This is a genomic window from Kordiimonas sp. SCSIO 12610 (assembly GCF_024398015.1).
Lineage (GTDB): Bacteria > Pseudomonadota > Alphaproteobacteria > Sphingomonadales > Kordiimonadaceae > CANLMI01.
This window is the reverse complement of the sequence record NZ_CP073747.1, coordinates 356,179-377,500: the sequence shown is the minus strand read 5'-3', so window position 1 is coordinate 377,500 and position 21,322 is coordinate 356,179. Positions and strand designations below refer to the sequence as shown.

General features: G+C 44.6%; 19 protein-coding genes and 1 tRNA gene (1 of these 20 cut by a window edge). 8 read left to right on the top strand and 12 right to left on the bottom strand.

Annotated features, from left to right (window positions below; translation table 11 throughout):
* Nucleotides 1–153: the 3' end of a peptidoglycan DD-metalloendopeptidase family protein gene (locus tag KFF44_RS01805; RefSeq protein ID WP_255936583.1), read on the top strand. Its footprint begins 1,296 nt before the window's first position; only the last 153 of its 1,449 coding nucleotides appear in the window; its start codon lies off the left edge, out of view; it ends in the stop codon at nt 151–153.
* Between the two features lie 70 nt (nt 154–223).
* Here KFF44_RS01805 and KFF44_RS01800 read toward each other — a convergent pair whose 3' ends face one another.
* The 7 genes from KFF44_RS01800 to KFF44_RS01770 form a co-directional block, all read right to left on the bottom strand.
* Entirely contained in the window at nt 224–835 is a 612-nt protein-coding gene (locus tag KFF44_RS01800; RefSeq protein WP_255936582.1) for a hypothetical protein, read from the bottom strand.
* A gap of 170 nt (nt 836–1,005) precedes the next feature.
* Entirely contained in the window at nt 1,006–1,494 is a 489-nt protein-coding gene (locus KFF44_RS01795) for a potassium channel family protein (protein WP_255936581.1), read from the bottom strand.
* On the bottom strand, nt 1,494–2,039 hold the full coding sequence (locus KFF44_RS01790; protein ID WP_255936580.1) for a PAS domain-containing protein: 546 nt from the start codon (nt 2,037–2,039) through the stop codon (nt 1,494–1,496). Before KFF44_RS01790 ends, KFF44_RS01795 begins: the two co-directional genes overlap by 1 nt.
* A gap of 20 nt (nt 2,040–2,059) precedes the next feature.
* Nucleotides 2,060–3,445: an efflux transporter outer membrane subunit gene (locus tag KFF44_RS01785; RefSeq protein WP_255936578.1), complete on the bottom strand. Its 1,386-nt coding sequence runs from the start codon at nt 3,443–3,445 to the stop codon at nt 2,060–2,062.
* Between the two features lies 1 nt (nt 3,446).
* Nucleotides 3,447–6,515: an efflux RND transporter permease subunit gene (locus tag KFF44_RS01780; RefSeq protein WP_255936576.1), complete on the bottom strand. Its 3,069-nt coding sequence runs from the start codon at nt 6,513–6,515 to the stop codon at nt 3,447–3,449.
* Nucleotides 6,516–6,526: 11 nt separating this feature from the next.
* Nucleotides 6,527–7,480, bottom strand: a complete 954-nt coding sequence (locus tag KFF44_RS01775) for an efflux RND transporter periplasmic adaptor subunit (protein ID WP_255936575.1) — start codon at nt 7,478–7,480, stop codon at nt 6,527–6,529.
* Nucleotides 7,481–7,627: 147 nt separating this feature from the next.
* Nucleotides 7,628–7,852, bottom strand: coding sequence for a hypothetical protein (locus KFF44_RS01770; RefSeq protein ID WP_255936574.1), 225 nt, complete (start codon nt 7,850–7,852; stop codon nt 7,628–7,630).
* A gap of 157 nt (nt 7,853–8,009) precedes the next feature.
* Between KFF44_RS01770 and KFF44_RS01765 the strand changes: the two genes are divergently transcribed.
* The gene (locus tag KFF44_RS01765; protein ID WP_255936572.1) at nt 8,010–9,053 is read left to right on the top strand and encodes an AraC family transcriptional regulator; all 1,044 of its coding nucleotides are present in this window, start codon (nt 8,010–8,012) and stop codon (nt 9,051–9,053) included.
* A gap of 102 nt (nt 9,054–9,155) precedes the next feature.
* On the opposite strand, the gene KFF44_RS01760 is transcribed toward KFF44_RS01765, so the two are convergent.
* Nucleotides 9,156–10,337, bottom strand: a complete 1,182-nt coding sequence (locus tag KFF44_RS01760) for an NAD(P)/FAD-dependent oxidoreductase (protein ID WP_255936571.1) — start codon at nt 10,335–10,337, stop codon at nt 9,156–9,158.
* A gap of 205 nt (nt 10,338–10,542) precedes the next feature.
* On the opposite strand from KFF44_RS01760, the gene KFF44_RS01755 reads away from it, so the two are divergent.
* The 4 genes from KFF44_RS01755 to KFF44_RS01740 all read left to right on the top strand — a co-directional run bounded on the left by KFF44_RS01755 (nt 10,543) and on the right by KFF44_RS01740 (nt 14,928).
* The gene (locus tag KFF44_RS01755) at nt 10,543–12,759 is read left to right on the top strand and encodes a methyl-accepting chemotaxis protein (protein ID WP_255936570.1); all 2,217 of its coding nucleotides are present in this window, start codon (nt 10,543–10,545) and stop codon (nt 12,757–12,759) included.
* A 120-nt stretch (nt 12,760–12,879) separates the two neighbouring features.
* Nucleotides 12,880–12,967 (top strand) — tRNA-Ser (locus tag KFF44_RS01750).
* Nucleotides 12,968–13,122: 155 nt separating this feature from the next.
* On the top strand, nt 13,123–13,584 hold the full coding sequence (locus KFF44_RS01745) for a TerB family tellurite resistance protein (protein WP_255936569.1): 462 nt from the start codon (nt 13,123–13,125) through the stop codon (nt 13,582–13,584).
* Nucleotides 13,585–13,695: 111 nt separating this feature from the next.
* Entirely contained in the window at nt 13,696–14,928 is a 1,233-nt protein-coding gene (locus KFF44_RS01740) for a NupC/NupG family nucleoside CNT transporter (RefSeq protein WP_255936568.1), read from the top strand.
* Nucleotides 14,929–14,951: 23 nt separating this feature from the next.
* On the opposite strand, the gene KFF44_RS01735 is transcribed toward KFF44_RS01740, so the two are convergent.
* The gene (locus KFF44_RS01735) at nt 14,952–16,202 is read right to left on the bottom strand and encodes a hypothetical protein (protein WP_255936566.1); all 1,251 of its coding nucleotides are present in this window, start codon (nt 16,200–16,202) and stop codon (nt 14,952–14,954) included.
* Nucleotides 16,203–16,302: 100 nt separating this feature from the next.
* Nucleotides 16,303–17,061: a transglutaminase-like cysteine peptidase gene (locus tag KFF44_RS01730; RefSeq protein ID WP_255936565.1), complete on the bottom strand. Its 759-nt coding sequence runs from the start codon at nt 17,059–17,061 to the stop codon at nt 16,303–16,305.
* A 107-nt stretch (nt 17,062–17,168) separates the two neighbouring features.
* On the opposite strand from KFF44_RS01730, the gene KFF44_RS01725 reads away from it, so the two are divergent.
* Nucleotides 17,169–19,211, top strand: a complete 2,043-nt coding sequence (locus tag KFF44_RS01725; protein WP_255936564.1) for an HD-GYP domain-containing protein — start codon at nt 17,169–17,171, stop codon at nt 19,209–19,211.
* Nucleotides 19,212–19,245: 34 nt separating this feature from the next.
* Here the strand turns inward: KFF44_RS01725 and KFF44_RS01720 are convergent, their stop codons facing one another.
* Nucleotides 19,246–19,653, bottom strand: a complete 408-nt coding sequence (locus KFF44_RS01720; protein WP_255936562.1) for a hypothetical protein — start codon at nt 19,651–19,653, stop codon at nt 19,246–19,248.
* 163 nt (nt 19,654–19,816) lie between these two features.
* On the opposite strand from KFF44_RS01720, the gene KFF44_RS01715 reads away from it, so the two are divergent.
* Nucleotides 19,817–20,032 (top strand): DUF3126 family protein, encoded by a 216-nt coding sequence (locus tag KFF44_RS01715; RefSeq protein WP_255936560.1) that lies wholly within the window; start codon nt 19,817–19,819, stop codon nt 20,030–20,032.
* Nucleotides 20,033–20,087: 55 nt separating this feature from the next.
* Here the strand turns inward: KFF44_RS01715 and KFF44_RS01710 are convergent, their stop codons facing one another.
* On the bottom strand, nt 20,088–21,116 hold the full coding sequence (locus KFF44_RS01710) for a GGDEF domain-containing protein (protein ID WP_255936558.1): 1,029 nt from the start codon (nt 21,114–21,116) through the stop codon (nt 20,088–20,090).
* Between the last annotated feature and the right edge of the window lie 206 nt (nt 21,117–21,322).

Here is a 21,322-nt window from a genome sequence, read left to right as displayed (position 1 = left end):
GCGAGAACGCTCGAGGGCCGGGACCTGGAAGATTTCCAAAAACGATATCAGACGCTTGTGGCTGAAATCGAGCAAATTGAATATTTTGCCGAAATCGGTACACAAAACCAAGTAACGGCAAATAATGCACAATCACTAATTACTACCCAGTGACCTTCAGATAACAACCTTTCCAATACGGAAACACCTTATACTAACTAAATGAAAATACTAGCTTGAGGCCTTAACCAAATGCTGCTGTCACAGGTTCAATTCTTGATTGATACTCCTCGAGGAAACTTAAATTCTTCGGGGTGCCAAAACCGATGTCATGAAAGTTATAATCCTGAAATTGCCGAGCTTGCATTGTATCAAGGCCAATCCTGGTGTTGATATCACCACTGATTACGGTGTGCACATTGTCAAAGCGAGAATAGGTAATAATAATCGGCTTCGATGCGCCATTTCGCCCGCTTGCAACAAACGGGCATGAAATACAATGCATTGCCGTAACACTACTCCCGCGAGCATGACCAATCACCGTGTTAGAACCTGCACATGGCCAACTAAACAGCGTTTGATGATACTGCAACAGAACCTTATGTTCGCGGGGTAATAAAGATCTCAATAGATTCTGACCCGTGGCATATGTGTTTAGTGCGGCTTCGGTCTTACTACCGGCAAGGGTAACCGAAAGCGAACCATCAGGTTCAACGGTCAGAATTGTTATAAATCCAAGCAAATGAGGGATATCTCTAGCCTTAAAATCTTCTCGATGCCGTTGGCCATCTATGTCAGCAGGGAGGGAACGACAATAGTCGAGAAAATCTTGTTGTTCTTGGCTAAGTACCATCATTCTTACCATCATATGTGCGGCAAATATTATTTTGCATCTTTATGTTACGCTAAAACGCTCATACTCGTTTATCGAAACGTACCTTTTTATCAAAAAGATTGGCGAAAGATTTGAGTTTCTCCTCAGCAGTCTATCATAAACGCATTGGGAATATTCTTTTTGCTTTCACTTTAAACCTTGTTGGTTCCTAAACAATCATTCGTCATGGCATTAAACTTCGTGGCATTTTGTTTCCACATTTCCCGGTCCTCGTAAAACTCACGAGATACTTCAAATAAGAAGGCCGTTGCCATACCAAAAAGAAGAAAACCGTCGATTGCAATAAAGCCCGAGAGCAATTGCCAGTCTGGCGGCAAGATCACATCACCGAATCCGAGTGTCGTAAAAGCAATCATGCTAAAATATAATCCATCAGAAAATGATGGGAAAACATCTATGTATGTCAAAAGCTTAGCCCAGGCCGCCATGGCGATTAACAGGTTCACGGCGAGCCAAGTAGCAAGAGTAGTCAGTGCAAAGACCTGATTGAGAAATAGTTTCTGACTGTTTGAATTTCGGCGAAGCCAACGAAGAAATTCTGCACACGCTAACATCAGGGCTGCCGCACACCCAAAAGTGGCCGCAATCATACTGAGGCCGATAAAGATTTGTTCAATCATTATAGTTTCCTCAATTCGTTTGACGCAATCCGTTCCGTTACCGGGGCCAAAACAGTATATACCTGGTCCACTTTTTCCCCATTAAGACTAAGTGGGAAAAGGCCAATGATAATTGACTGTTCCTGCCGACCTGGCGGAGTAAATTCAGCTCTTAAAATAACCGGCAGTCGGGTTTCGCATACTTCAAGCAGGTATTTTTCCTGATTATGCCGCTCAGCGTCTAGCAATTCATAGCCAAAGAACTTTCCTGTTGGGTCAGCACCGATCAGCCCTATTATTTCTTCGCCAGCCAAACGATATGAGAAATTATTCGTGGTGTTTCCCTCATGATCAAAAACAATTATCCAAGGCAACACTCGTGGTATTGCCATTGGGCTAAATTTTTCGCGGTTCAACAAAGCACTGTCATTTTTAATATTATGCCAGTGACGGTAAAATTCAGAAACCGGATGCAATTCTTCGATGTCCGAGCTATTTAGTTTTGTTAAAGGGCCGCGGATAAGTTTATTGCTCTCAACAAACAAATTTTTAGATGGCCGACTCACTTCACTATCCCTAACAACCTTCAATTCCAGTCGCCACCCAAAGCGAGGTTAAGGTCGACAAATTGCTCAAGTTGTAAGCGATTGACTGAGAGGGCATTACTCTGAGCCTGAAATACACGATTTTGTATCTGAAGAACGGTCAATAAATCCGTTTCTCCGACTTGGTACTGAAGCATAGTAAGGCTTAGGGCTTTTTCAGATTGAGTTTTAGCTTCTTCCACCAGTTTCCTACGCTTGCGAAGAGTAACGCCGCTATCGAGGGCAGTTTCAACTTCCTGAAATGCCCTTAGTGCAGCCTGTGCATATGTTTCTACTGCCGCTTTCTGTTCAGCTTTAGAGATATCAACTTGTGTTTTAAGTGCGCCGCCATCAATAACCGGAACGAGTAGATTGGCCGCAGCAGTCCAGAAGAAATTACTCGGGCTTAAAAGGCCATTAAGGTCAGATGTCGATCCACCAAGATTAGAACTCAGGCTAATTCTCGGCAAACGTGCTGCCTTTGCCTGATCAACATTGTCAATGGAAGCAGCTATTCGGCGTTCAGCAGCTAGTAGATCTGGCCGTCTCTCAAGTATTTCAGAGGGGATACCCGCTGGCGGCGCCCCCGGTACGTCAGGTAATGTTGATTTTAACTCAATTTCAGCAGATGGATACCGACCAATTAACACTTCCAACGCTCGCAACGCATTTCTTTTGGCAGCGTCAATAGATACAACAGTATCACGAGCATTGGCCAAATTCGCACGTGAGAGCGCAAGGTCTTGCTCTGACGCTAAGCCATTTTCACTTCGGAATTTAACCAGTTCATCCGTTTCTTTGAGGGATTTAACAATGGCATCAGCCACCTGACGCTGACGTTCAGCTTCAACCGCGATAAAATAAGCGCGGGCGACAGCTGCAGCAAGCGACATTTGTGCAAACCGATGATCGGCAACCGCTGCTTCTGCACTGGCACTTGCTGCTTGTTGACCTGATCTTATACGCCCCCATACATCCAACTCCCAAGAGGCCTGAAGACCGATCCTAGCATTTTCGAAACTTTGTCCATCAATAACGCCAATGCTGGAGCCGCTTACACCCAAACCAACCTGCGGTGACAATTCAGCACCGGCAAGTCTGGCAAAAGCCCACGCCTGCTCTACTTCAGCTGAAGCGGCACGGAGGTTACGATTGTTCGCCTGTGCTTCCACAACAAGTTTCGTGAGCGTGGGATCATTGAATGTATTGAGCCAACCATTTTTTACAGGCCCGGCCTGAGCTGCTACTGCTTCCCAGTAGTCCGGCGTATCAGTGATTTGAGAATTCGCAATCTGATTTGCTTCAAAGCCACCAGGTTCTGTCGCACATGCACCCAGAAGAAGCGCTGACGCGACAATCATAGTTGTTGTCTTAAAAATTTTCATCATTCTATCCTTCAATTGGAGCACATTCAGTGGAATTAATGCGGAAAACCATCGCATACAGAACCGGGATGAGGACAAGTGTCAGGAGTGTAGCAAAGGTTAATCCAAACATTAGAACCACCGCCATCGATTTGAAGAAAGCATCAAAATAGAGTGGAATAACACCCAGCACAGTCGTAAGGGACCCCATCATGACAGGTCGAATACGGCTGGCAGCACTATCAACCACCGCATCAAAACGGGCTTTACCTTGACTAATCTCCAAATCCATTTGGTCCACCAGAACAATTGCGTTCTTGATTAAAAGACCTGAAAGCGAAAGCAGACCAAGAATAGCAAGAAACTCAAAAGGTGTATCGGTGACCAAAAGCCCTGCAACAACGCCAATGAGCGAGAGTGGCACCACCGCCCAGATAACAAGCGGCTGCTTCAAGGCATTAAAAAGCAGCACAACAGTTAGAACCATCGCGACGAGACCGAACGGGATAGTAGTCGCCAGCTCTGATTGCGCCTCAGTGCTATCGCCGTATTCTCCGTCCCACTCAAGGGTATAGCCTGCCGGAAGTTCAATCGCTTCAATTGCCGGACGCACCCGTTCAAAAACTTTACCTGCCAGCTCTCCGTGGACAGGGTCTGCTTGTGCTTTAATCGTGTAGATACGATTTTCTTTCCTTAGATTAGCGTCACGCCATACGCGCTCAATACCGTCCATTAGTTCAATAGCCGGAATAATTTGGCCGGTAGTCGGGCTGGTGATTTGAATTGCAGCCAAGCCACGCGCGTCCAACCGCTCTTCTGTCGGGGCGCGTGCAATAATTGGAATAAGCGTGTCTGCTTCACGGTAAATCCCTACAGCTCGACCCGAATAATTTACAGCGAGAGCGTTCGAGAACGCTTCGCGGGAAACTCCCAGCCTTCTGCCTCTTGCTTCTGAATAAAGCGGGCGAATAATGCTTGTTGGTTGGCGCCAATCGTCTTTCACGGAAGTTGCACCAGCGTCTGCAGCCATAATCGCTTTGGCCTTGTCAGCGAGGTCACGCAATATTACGGGATCTGGCCCTTTGAAAGCTGCTTCAATCTTAGACCCGTCTCCAGGGCCAAGCTTGAAACGTTTCACCTCAGCCTGTGCAATTGGATAGTTACTATCAATATGGCTTTGAACTTTCTTCAGAAGAGGTTCGATCTTATCCAGGCTCTCTACTTTAAGAAGGAATTGCCCGTAAGCGCCATTCGGAACCTCTGGGATATAAACCAGCATGTAACGCAGTGTCCCTGCACCAATAACCGTTTGCACATCTGTAATACCATCAATTGCACCTAACTCACTTTCGAGCTTTGCCATTTCCGTATCAGTCGCATTTATATCAGTGCCCTCCGGCATCCAGAAGTCGATAACAATCTGAGGACTGGTCGAATTTGGGAAGAAACCGGGTTTCATAAACTGGAAACCCCAAATCGCAGCTGCGAACATGATAACCGCGATGCCAACCGGAACACTCTTATGATTAAGCGTTTTCCGCATAAAATTCTTATAAATGCGAAGACCTCGCCCTTCTACACGAAGGTCCGGAGCCAATGCGCCAATCGGATCTTTGAAAAGCAAATCGGCAAGGAACGGTACGGTTGTGATAGCAAATACCCAACTATAGAAAAGTGAGATTAAAATCACCCAGAATAGGTGGTTAGTGAATTCTGCTGTGCGCCCTGGCGCGAAGCCAATCGGGGCAAACGCCAAAATTCCAACGATAGTACCACCGAGCAAAGGCCACTTGGCTTGGCCGACGACTTCTTTTGCCAACTCAAGCTTTTTGCGACCAGCTTTGATACCAACCAGTAACCCTTCCGTTACAACAATCGCATTATCAACTAACATCCCTAGTGCAATAATCAGGGCTCCAAGCGATACACGATGCATCGGGATACCGGCAACCTGCATGGTTGCGAGTGTTGCAGCAATTGTAACAACAAGAACAATACCGATAATCAGTGAAGACTGCGGGCCCATGAAAATGACGAGTGTTACAAGAACAATAACAAGTGCTGCAACCACATTGAGAGCAAAATCAGTTACCGCAACATCAACGATCTTGCCCTGATGGTAATACTCATGCAGTTCCATACCGATCGGGCGCGATGCTTCTGTTTTTAGAAGAATTTGGTCGATGGAGGCACCCATTTTCACCACATTGGCACCCGTTACATTGGCAACACCGATAGCAATAGCTGGATCGCCATTATAACGAACGATTTGACGAGACGGGTCAAGATAGCTTCGTTCTACATTTGCAATATCACGCAAATAGAGTGTCGTGCCGTCGGTTGCTGTAGAAACTTTAATGTTTTTTATAGCCTCAACGCTGTCCAAATTTCCACTAGGGGTGATAATCAGACGCTGATTGCCAATAACCACATCGCCAGAAGACACAACCGCATTCTGTTGCGCAAGATCTGCATAGACCTGTTGCAATGAAACGCCAAGACGAGTAGCGCGTTCGCGGCCAATTTCTACATAAATAACCTCGCGCTGAGCACCCAGGATATTAACTTTGCCAACCCCGTCGCCTCTAAGAAGCTCTAGTCTTAAGTCCTTTGCGTATTCATGTAATTCCTTATCTGAATAGCCAGGCCCTGTAAGAACGTAATATAAGCCAAATACGTCACCAAAATCGTCATTGATAATAGGCTTGATGGCACCGGGTGGAAGATTATCAATGTTATCTGTTACCTTGTTCCGCATTTTGGTCCAAATTGCCTGCAAAGCGGGCTTATCGGGCGCGAACTCGAATTTAATTTCTACAGTAATAATCGATAGGCCATTCGAAGAAATTGAACGTAGCTCTTTTACTTCTTGCATTTCCTGAAGTGCGGTCTCCAAGGTTTCCGTCACTTCTTCTGCAACCTCTTTTGGAGAAGCACCAGGATATTGAGTAATGATCCGGGCCTCTCGAATAACAAATTCCGGATCTTCGAAACGTGCCATACTCTCGTACGCTAGCCACCCGCCAACGAGGGCACAAATCATAATGATAAATGAAATGAGGCGATTCTTAATTGAAAATTCTGCAGGATTCATTGATGCCTCCTTTACGGTTCGAAGCGACGGACTTGCATGCCGTCATGAAGAAATGCTGCTCCAGCACCAACAATCTGTTCACCAGCTTCCAGACCACTTTCTATTCTTAGAGTTTCACCAAAATCGGTACTGGTGATCACCTCACGTTTTGAGACAGTCATAGTTTCTGGATTGACAACCCAGACAAAAGTTTTGCCACCTTTCGCGAGGATTGCATGAACAGGAATTTCCATTCTTTCAGTACCACCCGTTTCGCTAACAACTCTAAGAACACCATCAACATGGCCTGTCATTCCAGGCAGAATATTTAGACCTTCCGGCGGGTTAAATGCGAATGCCATCTCGAAAGTCTGTGTGCGCGGATCCGCTTGACGAGCACGTTCTGAAATATGCGTAGGGATAGCTTGATCAGGTGCAGCATCAAGCGTGATGGTGTTTTCAAGAATTTCGATCCGACCAGAATTTGCAACCAATGTAGCAGGGATTTGGACCTTGGCTTCGGCTGCCCCCATAGTTTGAAGTGTAATGATGGGAGTTTGTGCTGTTATGCTTTCGAAATTCACAACATGAACTGCAGCAATACTACCTTCAAAAGGCGAGCGCAGTACGGTGTCTTCATGCGCTTTTTGAGCGATGTCAAGATTGGCGCGCGCGATATCAAGCCTTGCCTTACGTTGATCCTGAATACTTTGAGCGAGAGCGCCTCGGGAAACAAGAAGCTCGCCGCGATCAAACTCTAGTTCAGCCGTGTTAAACTCTGCTTGTGCAGCCCTAAGGTTATTAAAGAAATTGCGTTGATCAAGTTGCGCTATAATCTGACCTTTCTTGACTATATCGCCCTCAAGGACCTCTAGTTTGGTGAGTTCACCATTAACTTCAAAGGTCAGATTAACGGACTCGTTTGCTTCAACAATTGCTGGAAATGAAACCTTCCTGATATCGGATGAGGCTTTAATCTCAATCATTTTCACTGGCCTCGCTATATTTGCCGAGTCCGAATCTTGTTGTTCATTCGAGCAAGCCGAAATTAGAAATGATGATGCGCACAGAATTGCAATAAATGACTTTTTCACTTTATGTGACATAGGGGGATCCTTAATCAAACTCTGGTATTACAGGTTAAAATGAATTGGCTGGGTATTGGCAGGGATCGCGCCTGAGCGTGCCCTTGTCTCAACAGTTTTTTTCTTTTGCCGCTCTACTGGAGCATTAGTCTCGGTGGACTCTTTCCAAAAGTAAGCGTCTTGCACGATGTATTTACGGTAGAATTTTCCAACAAACCGTATTTGTTCATACGCTGATAACGTCATGCCCTTGATGGTATACAGTAGTGACATTTGAAGGCCCTGTTTAATAAATGCTGTTCATAATAATTGTTGGAGGGCGTTATGTCTGACCGCCGGCTTGAAAACCATGTCCGAAACGGTCAATGTATTGATATTTTCGGTCAACATGATAGGTTACACTCTGTCAAATTTGCAAAAGGGCCAAGCAATGGACATGCATTCCAGAAGGACAACTGCGAGTGTTCGTATTTTACTGGATGCCGTAAGTGAGTTGGGCGTGACCGCGCATACCTGCCTCACCAATACAGGCATATCAGAACAGGATTTGCTGACACCTGGTACTATGATCACTTTGGCCCAAGAAGTCGCTGTAACCGAGAATGCAATCGCAAATCTAAAGAAAGAGCAATGCCCTGGCGTCTATGTTGGGCGCAAATACAATGTTCATGCATTCGGGATTTGGGGATTTGCAATGCTAAGTAGCCCCACATTGAGAACCGCCATCCAAACAGGCGTCGACTTCACAGCGGTGTCACTCATTCTCGCGGACATGCAACTCTCTAATGTTGATAGCACGCCACTCGTTACATTCGATATGTCACAGCTACCACACTCTATTCATAATTATGCGCTCGAAAGACATGTTACAGTTACGATGACTTTTGTTAAAGAGGTTGTACCAAGCTTCAACGTAGATGATTTTATTGTTTACACAACAAATGCAGATACATCATATCAGGCGATATTAGCCAAAGCGCTGGGTGTAACCGTTCAGTATAATGAGACCTTAAACGGGTTACTCCTTGCTCCTTATCAATTGGACGCCCCCCTGCCTAAGTCGGACCCTGTGACACTTGAATATTGCTTGGCGCAATGCAACACACTTTTGGCTGAACAAACAGGCGCTTTGCCAAAATGGTCTCAACAAGTTCAGGATGCAATTATCCCTCTTATTGGTAAAGAAATTAAGATAGAGGATATTTCGAGTAAACTTTCTATGAGTGAACGCACGCTGCGCCGTCGACTAGACGCGGAAGGAACAAATTTCAGGGAGATATATACGGACGTCAGGATGGGTATCGCGACTGAACTCCTTGAAACAGTGAAGTTAAGCGTAGAGGCTGTATCATGGCGTGTTGGCTATACAGAACCAGCGGCATTTATTCGCGCTTTCAGCAAAAAGTATGGCCGAACACCTGGCAAAGTAAGGCTTCGCAATATAAATAATAATGTTGATATGATTAGGACTTAGAAATTCCCATGTTCAGCATATAGTCCATAAATCAATAGTACGTAGTCTATGTTGATAGGGTGCATGTTTGGTCAAACACTGTTTCTATAGTCTAGCAACCCGTCATATTACCGCCTGACCGGCTGCGTGTCCGCTCGCCCAAGCCCACTGGAAATTATAGCCGCCCAACCAACCTGTGACATCCACCGCTTCGCCAATAAAATATAAACCGGGAACCGTTTTACATTCCATTGTACGCGAACTTAAAGCATCAGTGTCAATGCCACCCTTGGTAACCTCGGCCTTGGCGTAGCCTTCAGTTCCGGTAGGGCTTAAGTGCCAGCGGGTTAACTGATCAGCGAGAGTGCTTATTGTCATGTTGGAAATTTCACCGATAGGCCTTTTGAATTCGCCAACCAGTGCCTCATTAAGCCGCGCAGGTAAATACGCTTCCAGAATAGATTTCAATTTTTGTTTGGGATGTTGTTTTTTCTGCGAGACCAACCAACCATGCCCATCAGCAATAGTAGGAAGTAAATTTACGCTGACTGCTTCACCAGATTGCCAATAAGAAGAAATTTGCAAAATTGCAGGGCCACTTAAACCGCGATGGGTAAAGAGAATATTCTCCCGAAATCCGGTGCGTTCATTAAAAACATTAGCGTCAACAGCCACACCCGCCATAGACTTCATAAATTCTTTATCTTCAGCGTCAAAAACAAATGGAACCAAAGCAGGTTCTGGCTTAACGAGGGCAAGTTCAAATTGCTCAGCGACCTCATAAGCGAACCCCGTTGCTCCCATTTTCGGAATAGAGGGGCCACCCGTTGCGATGATAAGGTTTTTCGCACCAACATTGCCACTAGATGTTTCAAGAATAAAATGGTGGTCAGCATCCCGCTTTATAGATTTCACACTCATTTCCGTGCGTAACTGCACGTGCGCCTTTTGGCATTCATCCAGCAAAACCTTCAAAATCCGTTTGGCACCCTGGTCACAAAATAATTGCCCGAGCTTCTTTTCATGCCAGGTAACACCGTGCGACGCCAATAGTCCCATAAAGTCCCAAGGAGTGTAACGCGCCAATGCTGATTTCGCGAAATGGGGATTCCTGCTGATATAGTTCTCAGGCTTAACGTCTTCGTTGGTAAAATTACAGCGCCCACCCCCTGATATCAGGATTTTTGCACCTGCCTTTTTACCATGCTCTAACAGCAATACTGTTTTACCGCGCTGGCCCGCTGTAAGGGCGCACATTAAACCTGCTGCCCCGGCTCCAATAACGATAACATCATATGATTGCATCAAAACCCTACCAGTATAGTCGCATAATAAATCGACTGATTATGCGCTGAGACGCACAAATTCAATCACCATTGGTCACATTTACACAATTTTCCAAAAAAACTACCTGGTTTTTATGTTTCGTTAACTGCCGTATGCGAAATATACGCAATGTCACATTTGTGAGCAGCTAAATTTAACGATAAGAACATGGGGTCTTATGATCATGTCTTCCACTGGGAACACAAACACCAAGACTATTTTTAGTATACAAAACTTCTTAATCAGCATCACTGCTGTGCTTACTTTGATCATTATGACAATGACCGCGGTACAGATCAGCGACGCTTTGAAGAAGAGTGAAGCAGCAGATCGGTCTTTAGCGATCAATTCGACAATTGATGAATTGACCCAACTGAAAAACTCTGTAGCGCTTGAACGCACTGCCGTATCGACAGCATACGGATTCGAAAGTGCAGCCCCCCCTAGTTTCATCAACACTGTTGAAAATAATCGCCGCTCTGCAAATGGTGCTTATACAGCTGTGCTACAATCGATAACAGTTTTAGGCGAATTTACCGGAAGTGGGGACAAGTTACGCGAATTCCGAGCAGCCTTTAAAGCTTATGACGAAATCGGTCCCAAACTATTACAAGAAATCCGTTTGTCATCAGATGATAGAGAATTAAGAGCCCGAAAAGCTCTCACCCCCCTGAATGATCTTATCGATAAAGCAGCGGACCTGAGGGGTGCAATCGAAAATGGCTTCGATCTCGGAAACAGCAAATTATATTCCATTACTCAATTAAAACAAAAATTGTGGCTGATGACAGAATATGCTGCACAAGAATCAGCCGCAATCGGGACCAATATCGCAGGCAACCAAGCAATGGACCCCTTTAAACTGCAAGCAATTTCAAGGTATGGGGGTTTTGTAGCAAGTGCTTGGTCACAAGCAAAATCAATTGTTGCCTCTGAATGGATTAATCCTGAGATTAAAGCACAAGTAGCCGCGATAGAAACTAGCTTCTTTGAAGAGTTCGTTGAAACAAAAGACGAAATATATGCTGCTGGTGAAGTTGAAGATGACGAAGAACCAGATTATGAACTAACCGCTGAAACATGGATTGAAACTGCGGCGGCGGCTGCCTCACCCATACAAAAAATGGGCGATCTCGCAGATAAACTAGGTCGAGAATTAAACGAGGAAGCTGTTGCTTCAGCAAGTACAAGCTTGACAACAGCAATACTCATTTTGGTTGCTGTTTTGGTTATCGCAGCAGGAGCGATCTTTATCGTTCTTTCACGTGTAACCAAACCAATCAACGCCATTTCTGACACTATGATTGTTCTCGCCGATGGCAATCTTGAAGTAGAAGTTCCCTATGGTGACCGCACTGACGAAGTTGGCACGATGGCAGGCTCCGTTCAGATCTTTAAGGAAAATGCGCTAGAACGTCGCCGCCTCGAGGCTGAGCAGCGTGAGCGCGAAGAAGCTGAGCGTGAACGCAAAGCCGAGGAAGAACGCCTGGCCCGTGAAGCAGAGGAAGAACGCCGGGTTCGCGAAGAGCAACAAGCTGAAGAAGCCAGAAAAGAGCGCCGTCAGGCTATGCTCGATCTTGCAGACAAGTTTGAAGCATCAGTTATGGAGGTTGTGGAAAGCGTCGGCCAATCAGCAAGCGATATGGAACATGCTGCAACAGGCCTGACCCAAACAGCCGACGATACATCAAAGCAATCAGAAATCGTTTCTATGGCTGCGCAGCAAGCAAGCGGAAACGCACAGATGGTGGCAAGTGCAGCCGAAGAGTTATCTGCGTCTGTTCGTGAAATTACGGGTCAAACCAACCAATCAAGTGCCGCAGCAAGAAATGCAGTTACCCGTACAGAGGAAGCGGGTAAGGATATTGCTGAACTTGTTAGTGCCGCCCAAAAAATTGGTGACGTTGTCAATCTTATTAACGATATCGCTGAGCAAACAAACCTACTAGCACTTAATGCAACGATTGAAGCCGCACGCGCCGGTGACGCAGGCAAAGGTTTCGCCGTGGTAGCGAGCGAAGTGAAAAGCCTTGCGAACCAAACTGCTAATGCGACACAGGAAATTAGTGATCAGGTTAGTGGCATGCAAACAGCAACCAATACAGCCGTAGAAGCCATTGACCAGATTAAATCAATCATTGGGGAAATCGATTCCACTGCTGTTTCTATCGCATCAGCGGTAGAAGAACAGGACGCCTCTACGCAGGAGATCGCAAGAAACGTCGCAGAAGTATCAACAGGTACTGAAGAAGTGACCTCAAACATTAACGAGGTTAGCACAGGCGCCAGCTCTACTGGCGCAGCAGCGACACAGGTTCTGTCTGCTGCCCAGCTGCTCACGCAACAATCAAATGACCTGAGAGGTCAGGTAGAGAATTTCCTGGATACAATTCGCAGCTAATCAGCCTGTTACATAACAACAATAGAAAGGGACCTGCATTTAGGTCCCTTTTTTCTTGCGTATCAGCTAGGGATAGCTATATTGCGCGGCACCAAGCCCATTCGGGCTTATTTCTGATCAGGAGCGGTGGCCGAGCGGTTTAAGGCGCACGCCTGGAAAGCGTGTTGGGCGCAAGCCCTCCAGGGTTCGAATCCCTGTCGCTCCGCCAGAAATATATTCTAAGCACACAGCTGTTCTAGGATTTTAGATAGACTTGATCGCTATCTGGCCTCATAAAGCATTCACCGTAAAAAACTGAACCTTTTGCAAACATTTGCTTGACCTTCTGTCGAGTTTGGGCTGCTATCAGGTTTGAATATATTAATGTCAAGTGACCTAGGGGACGAAACAATGGTATTGGCGCAGCTTAAAAATGTGTTTCGCTTTTTTGAAGGTAGCGAAATGCCTTCAGGCGAAGAAAAAGAACAATTGATCAAAGAAGTTTTATTAATGGTACTGGCGCGGGCAACCAGCAGCGACTCAAACATTGATAATCTGGAAGTTGAAACCGTACAAAATATCTTCAAAGCTAGAACTGGCGAAGAGGTCAGCACGAAGGATGTACGTGTTGCTGCATTGTCTGAATTGTACGAATCTGCGCCACTGCCGCGCTACCTATCGAAAATGAGCGGTAAACTGGGTCAGGACGACTGCATTATGATCGTAGAATCGCTTGCAGAAGTAATCAAAACAGATGGTGAAGTGCGCCCAACCGAAATTGAATTTTTCAATTCTGTTGTAAAAGCAATGGGCCTAAGTTCAGCACAAGTTGCTGGTTTAGAATAAGCCGCAATTCACAGATCACACATAAGGCACCGTCAGGCTAGAACTTGCGGTGCCTTATTCGTTAAGACACCATATAATCAAGTCCGTTCTTGATACATAAAGCAGAAAACTATGCCGTATTGGATCACAAGCCTTGCAGGAATTGGCCTCATCCTATTGATTGCCTACCTTGCGTCTACCAATAGAAAAGCCATCAGCCTTCGAGTGGTTGGTAGTGCCTTTGCTCTTCAAATTGCAATTGCTGTGTTCGTTTTTTATGTACCATTCGGACGAACAGCGATCGAGAGCATGTCTAGCGGGGTTTCTGCGCTTCTTGGATATTCTCAAGCTGGAATAAATATGGTTTTCGGCCCGCTCGCAAGTGACAATATGGGTGTTATTTTTGCCGTCAGAGTGTTACCGATTCTCATATTCTTTTCTTCTCTTGTCGCTGTACTTTATCATGTCGGAATTATGCAACGTGTTGTCGCATGGGTTGGCGGTGCCTTACAAAAGACAATAGGAACAGCTCCTGTCGAGTCTTTAAACGCAACGGCAAATATCTTTGTTAGCCAAACAGAGGCTCCGTTTGTGATTAAACCCTATCTATCCAGCCTTAGCAAACCGCAATTATTTGCTATTATGGTCTCTGGTATGGCTTCAGTGTCTGGTTCTGTGCTCGCAGCCTATGCTCAGTTTGGAATCAATATCGAATATTTATTGATCGCAAGTTTCATGGCCGCACCTGGCGGGTTATTGATGGCAAAAATCATTATGCCCGATGATAACGCGTCTAAGGTAGATAATAAGGACTTGGTTAACCTTAAGGACGCGAAAACAGAACATTCCAATGTCATTATGGCGGCGGCCGTTGGCGCTCAAGACGGATTAATGCTCGCAGTCAACATTGGAGGGATGCTTATTGCCTTTGTATCCTTAATTGCGCTGCTAAACGGGATTGTCGGTTATGCTGGCGGGCTGGTTGGCATTGATAATCTAAGCGTCGAAATGGTTCTCGGATACATTTTTGCACCCGTCATGTTTATGCTCGACATCCCATGGAATGAAGCTCAAACAGCAGGGGCAATCTTTGGCGAAAAGCTTATTCTGAATGAATTTGTTGCCTATATAAGTTTGGGTGAAATTCAGGATACCCTTAGCCCCCGCACAGCGGCAATTACAACATTTGCGCTGTGTGGCTTTGCAAATCTAAGCTCGATTGCCATTATGCTAGGTGCACTTGGTTCTTTGATCAAAGACCGGATGTCAGATATCGCAGCGCTTGGATTGCGGGCTGTCCTCGCAGCATCTTTGTCGAATTTGATGAGTGCTGCGCTAGCAGGATTATTAATATCGCCAACCTAAGAAGAATATAACTATCCGTTTCATTAACCGACGGCGCTTCCCTGGAACATAGTAAAGCCAAGCGATTGTCCGCGTGCGATTGTTTCCTTGTCACGGCAATCTTCTAAGATAAATTTGGCAATACCCATATCCTTTAGTCGTGTTTTTAAGAACAGTGCTCGCTTACTATCCAGCCAGTAATTGGACACGTCATTAGGGTAGCGTATTTTCACAAAATCGGCAGCCAGTAATTCCTTGTTCGCCCAACCGAACGAGATTAAGTCCATATTACTGATAGAATATTTGAACCCGAGCTCTTTAATTTTATCTTGAGCTGACAAAAACAGACTAGAATTCGCGAAAAGATCACCCAAAGAAAAATCAAGAATCACTTTCGAACGTGCAACATCTGCAAGGCCATGATTAAAGCCATCAAATGCATCGCTCATCACAGCGTTAACCGTAACTTTGATACTGGATGCTAACGACTGAGTATTCTTCATATTAATGTCTGATCGTAGAATTCGATCAGCAATTAAATCAGCCAAGTAGCCATCAAACCATGGATTTGCCTTTAGCTTTGTTTCTTTCAACAAATGATCAAATATTGCATCATTTGATATGAACTTATGAAACATTACAGGAACCGAACCATGACCTTCAATGACTGCCATAATCGCTTGCTGTTGGATAAAGGATGTTACATCAGCGCTTTTGAGCACATTCGTTAAAGCCAACAACATCTCAGGGTCGAGGTCACGGCGTTTAGCCTCTGTAGTGGGCATTTTTACATCTACATATTGCACGCGTGATTTTGGCGTTGATGACGTATTATTGTTTGAAGAGGTTCCAACCGATACAGGGGCTGCTTGTGTTACCGCGACACCAGTCGCCTCAAGTGCGTCTACATCATCAACAAGGCGCTGGTAATCTTTCTCCAGATCATACCAGGTTGTAAAATTGTCTGCGACACCAGGTTCAACAGGGTTAGTCGGGATCACTGCAGATGATTTCAATTCTTTATATACGTTCGCAAGCGCTGTCGCCATATCGTATATATCTGCCGTTTTCGTAATCAGAATAATATCGCTACTCGGCAGAGGAAACATCGTTGAACCATGTTTTTCCACCAATGGTCTTAGGGCCGCGCCCGCAGCGCGTTTAAAATGACCATCTTTCAAGTGACGCTCAAGCCGTGACATTTTAATGTGCAAAGCTTTGCGGCCTTCCGTATGCCTTTCTAACTGGCGTAAAAAGTCTCTTAACTTGCTAAATGATTCATCTGTAGACGACATTGGTATAATCTCTGTTTAACAGCCCCCCCATTGGCCAGTTTTTACTCTCTAAATTTAAAACACGAAATCTATAAAAATTTCTTAAATATCATCAAGATATCTAACGGCGCTTATATTGCCGTTGGTGCAGCCACCATCCATCCTTGTTGATCGAATAAACTGGACGGTAATGCAAGATACTATCATGGGACACAACCTGATCGATCTGGTTATCCAGAATATATTGCTCACCATCAACCAAAACTGCGAGAACAGCGTGGGCAGCGCGTAGGTTTTCATCCTGCAATATTACAAGACGCATTTGCCCAGCATCGAAACCCAATCGCAGCAAGGTTACATACTTGCTGATCGCATAGTCTTCACAGTCACCATCTTTGAAAAAAAACTCTTGCGGTGTCGCCCAATAATCAGGCACCCCCCAATTCACTGGATCAACAATATAAGGGGACCGGTTCATATACCGATTAACCTTGGCCAACATATCAAACGAAGGTTTCGACGCCGTTTCACTGATAAAAGTTTCCCACGCCTGACGATTACAACGCGCGCGCATTAAGCCGATGCAACGCACATTTTCAGGCAACGTCGGTTCAATGATTTTCTCTGAATTTAGATTGTGACGACGCCACAAATCAACCCATTTTGTAAATCGCTGGATGTTAGCCGAATGGATTTCTCTACTTTGAAACAACCCCTTCGATAACCCTAAGAATGGCGATGATCTGGTTTGACCTATCGGTGTTGAATCTGGCGCCTCTTGATCTTGTGTATCATCAGGGCGTAAGCGAATGATATCCGGGTTATAGGCATAAACATTAGCCGATACTATCCAAATACATATAAGCGAGAAAATTTTCATTGAGCGAACCACCATTATGTTTCAACATAGCATGAGTAGCTGAACAAAAAAGCGAATTCATTGTTTCAAGGACAGAATTTCTTAATACAGCAACAAGGGATCAAAAAATGGCTGAACGGACTTCGCGTCAATCTTTTCTTATTGCAGGTATTATTATTACTGCTGTCGCTGTTTTTGGATTTATACTTATCACACGCTTCGCAAATAACGAATCGCGTCAAAACCTTAAACAATGGGAAGACAGGTTAGGCCTTGTTGCTGATAGCAGAGTATCGGATGCATCTGCATGGCTAAACCGACATTTAAAAACAATAGAAGACCTCTCGACAGATGCTTCGCTACAGCTCTATGCGTCCCAGATTATTTCAGACGATGATGAAGTTCTGGCTGAAGCTCAGCGAGGGTTTGTATTTTCATTACTATCTGCAGAAGCCGAGCGGTCTGGTTTTCATGAAGTCCGCGCTATTGATCCGATCGGAGCCAATATCAGGCGGCCAAGGCGCGCAGGCATCGCGCTCATCGATGGGGATGGAAACGGGCTTGTAACCACTACCGGAATGCCACAAATCAGCCACCCAAGCCTCGCGAAAGAAAAAGCCAGAAAACCCTTCATTATGCTTGGCCCTCAGTTAAGCGATAAAACAAAATTGGTGTTGTTTGGTGCGCCGATTGGTGACATCGGGAACATATGGCTTATTGGCGCAAAACCCCTCGATAGTGACTTTCTAAAAACACTGGAGCAGCCAGGGGCTGTGAGTAATAGTGCAAAAACATATGTCGTAAGCCCTGCCGTCAACAATGACCAAAATATAACAGCAATTACCCCTATTGGCGCCAGCTTACAAAGCAATGATACACTCACTGACAATGCCTCATTATTCGCCTTGAAAAACCCGGGCCTCTATACATTCGACACGGACACCACAGGCAATAGCGTTCTTGTTACAGGGCGCGAGTTTACTGCCCCGGTGCCATGGATACTCGTGCGCTCTATTTCTTCAACTGAAGTGTCTGCTGATATTGATCGCCGGTATAACAACCTGATTGTTACTCTATCCCTATTCATCGCTGTGATTGTAACCGCCCTGGTATTAATTTGGCGTATTAGTGTTTCCAGAAAACTGGAAGTTGCCTTTGAAGAGCAATCTCGACTGAGTGCAACCAACGCCGCCCTGAGTGTGTTTCTGAAAACGCTAAGCGACAGCCAGCCAACAGCAATTGCGGCCTTAAATAAAGATTTTAAAATTCATTTTGCCAACCGCGGTATGTGTAATCTCCTCGGTATTGACGAGGAAGCTGTTACAAACAGTCGATTTGATTCAGTGTTTCCAATCGAGAATGCGGAAAAATTCCGCGAAGCAATAGACAAGGCCGCAAATGGCGCCCCAAGTGAGTTCACAATGTCATACGGGCAAGACACTAAGCGCCTTTATCATGTACAATCACTGAGTTTAAACACCTCAAAAGAGTATGACGCTTCTGTTCTATTGGTTATGCAGGATGTAACTGAGCTTGTAAAAGCACAGGAAAAAACAGAGTTATTACTCCGTCAACTTGTTGCCAGCTTAACCGAAATTATCGATGCCCGTGATCCGTGGGCCAAACATCATTCAGCGAGAGTTTCTGATGTTGCATGCGCAATCGCCCAAGAAATAGGATGGAGCGACAAGGAAATTGAATCCTTATCCATTGCAGGTCAGCTGGTGAATTTGGGTAAAATATTTGTCCCATCAAATATTCTTACAAAAGAAACACCCTTGAGTGATGATGAGTTGGATTTAGTCAGGCACAGCATGCAGCGTGCTGCTAACCTTGTGAAAGGTATAGATTTCGATGGTCCTGTCGCAGAAATGATGGAGCAAATTCAAGAGAATTGGGATGGTTCTGGCGAACCCGACGGTCGTAAGGCAGAAGAGATCGAAGCTGGAGCAAGAATTCTTACCGTCGCAAATGCCTTTGTCGGAATGGTTTCAAGCAGGGCACACCGTAAAAGCCTGGGCTTTGATAAAACAATTGATATTTTACAGAATGAAAGCGGTAGCAAATTTGATCGTAGAGCAGTTGCAGCATTACAAAATATTCTAGAAAATCGTGACGGACGTCAGGAATGGGGCCATTATACAGAAACGGTGGATCAAACAGACGAGTAGACAAGTTTAGACAACGGCAAAAATCGTCTGGAAGTTAGTTATTGCTTTCTTCTGACACAATATCGCTCAGGCGTGATAACAAGGCCCTACCTTTGTCGCCGCCATCTCCCAAAATACGATTGTTGAGCACAACTTCAAACGCCCTGATATGGGCATTTAGTACTTTCTTAGATAGCGGCGATTCAGCATTTTTTGCTTTTAGGTATGTACATAATGATGTTCCAACCTCTGTCATAAGGATGAAGTTAAAACTACCCCCCATACCCTTAATATTATGAGACAGGCTGTAAAACTGATCTGACATTTCAGACATTTTATCTGCCATAGCATCAAAGCTATCAAAAAGGGCTTTCATGTCTTTAATGGCATCAGCTGTCCAGTTCAGATACTGGTTAAACAGCTCGTCGTCCGCAAATATATCGCTATCGTGTGAATCAATCATCCAATATACTTATCCGATAAATTATAAAGATTTAGTAACTTTATAACGGACCTTAAAGAAAATCGAGATTGTCGCAAATTCGTGATTTCAGTTTCTTTTTTGGAATCAAGCTTTATAAACTCTAAACAGATTTTTCGCACCGATGGTTAATGAGGAGCAAAATATGGGCCCCGGCGAGATTGTCAAAGTACAAGAATATCTACAAAATACATTCAGCAACGATAATTTAAAATTAATGAGACGCCCCAAGGCAACGGACTCGTTAGAGGTAATGCTCGATAACGAATTTATCGGTATCGTTTACCGCGATGAGGATGAAGGGGAGATTTCCTATCAGTTCCATATGACTATTCTTGAAGAAGATCTTCCACAAGAATAGACTATATGGTCATAGTAAAAAGCCGATCTAAAATCGGCTTTTTACTATATCTGGGTCAATTTTCAGCTAACATACACTGATTTCTGCCCGCTTCTTTAGCTTTATAAAGAGCCTCATCCGCACGTTGGATAAAACGCTCTATTGCTTCACCAGATCGAAACTCGGCAATACCAAATGACATGGTAACAGCGCCAAAGTCTGTGTTTGTTTGGCGGTTACGGATTTTCTTTGAAGATATTGATTTGCGAATCTGCTCAGTGAGGATTAACGCATTATTACTTTTCGTGTTCGGCAAGACAATTGCAAATTCCTCACCGCCATAACGCGCGGCCAGATCCTGCCCTTTCACATTATTACTCAAATCAGCGGCCACTAGTTTAAGTACCTGATCTCCGACCTGGTGACCAAATGTATCATTAAACTTCTTGAAATGATCAATATCAGCGATAACCAAACTAAGCGGGGTATCTTCGGCCACTGCTTCTTCTGAAACACGGGCGAGGAAGCTGTCAAACATTTTCCGGTTGGATATGCCTGTTAGGGCATCGGTCAGCGATTCTTTTCTAGTTTCCTCGAGGGACTCGCGCAGTGTACTGATTTCACTGGATGACTTATGAAGCTGCGATTGCAGTTTTTCGTTCGTATCCTGCATTTTCCAGGTTTCTTTTACGACATTCTGGATAAATTCTTCAAAATCAACGGGTTTTTCAACCGATGTAAAGTCTTGTAAATTGGATTTTATAGTATCCTGAAACCCTGCAAATTCATCAGATGCAGTCCCCAAAATATCGAGTACACCCGATACTTCATTCTCTATCTTTGCGCTCGTTTCGTTGATAATTTCTGCATTTTCAACATTACTGAAAAATCGCCGATAGATTTCGGACGATATATCGATAGTAAATCCACCTTTTTCGGCAATAATTTTATCCAAGGCCTTGTTTAAACTTGGAATTTGATCACTCGCATAACCAAACCAAATTTCATAATTTTGGGGGATAGGTGGAACATTCAACTCTTCCATCAAACCAAATGCCCGTTTAGCATACGCGCTTGCTTGATTATCTGAAGTCATAAACTGCATTATTAATTCCCTTACCAATACAACTATCGCCTGAACCTGCTTCAAAGCGAAACCTATATTCGGCCCCCTGACTCAGTAGATAGCCATAATTCCTGACTAAAATATTAATAGTGCGTTTTAAATATAGTTAACAGAAATTAACCATAAAAATTAACGAAAAATTAACAAATACAATTTTTAGGGTAATAAAAATGCCTATGATTTAC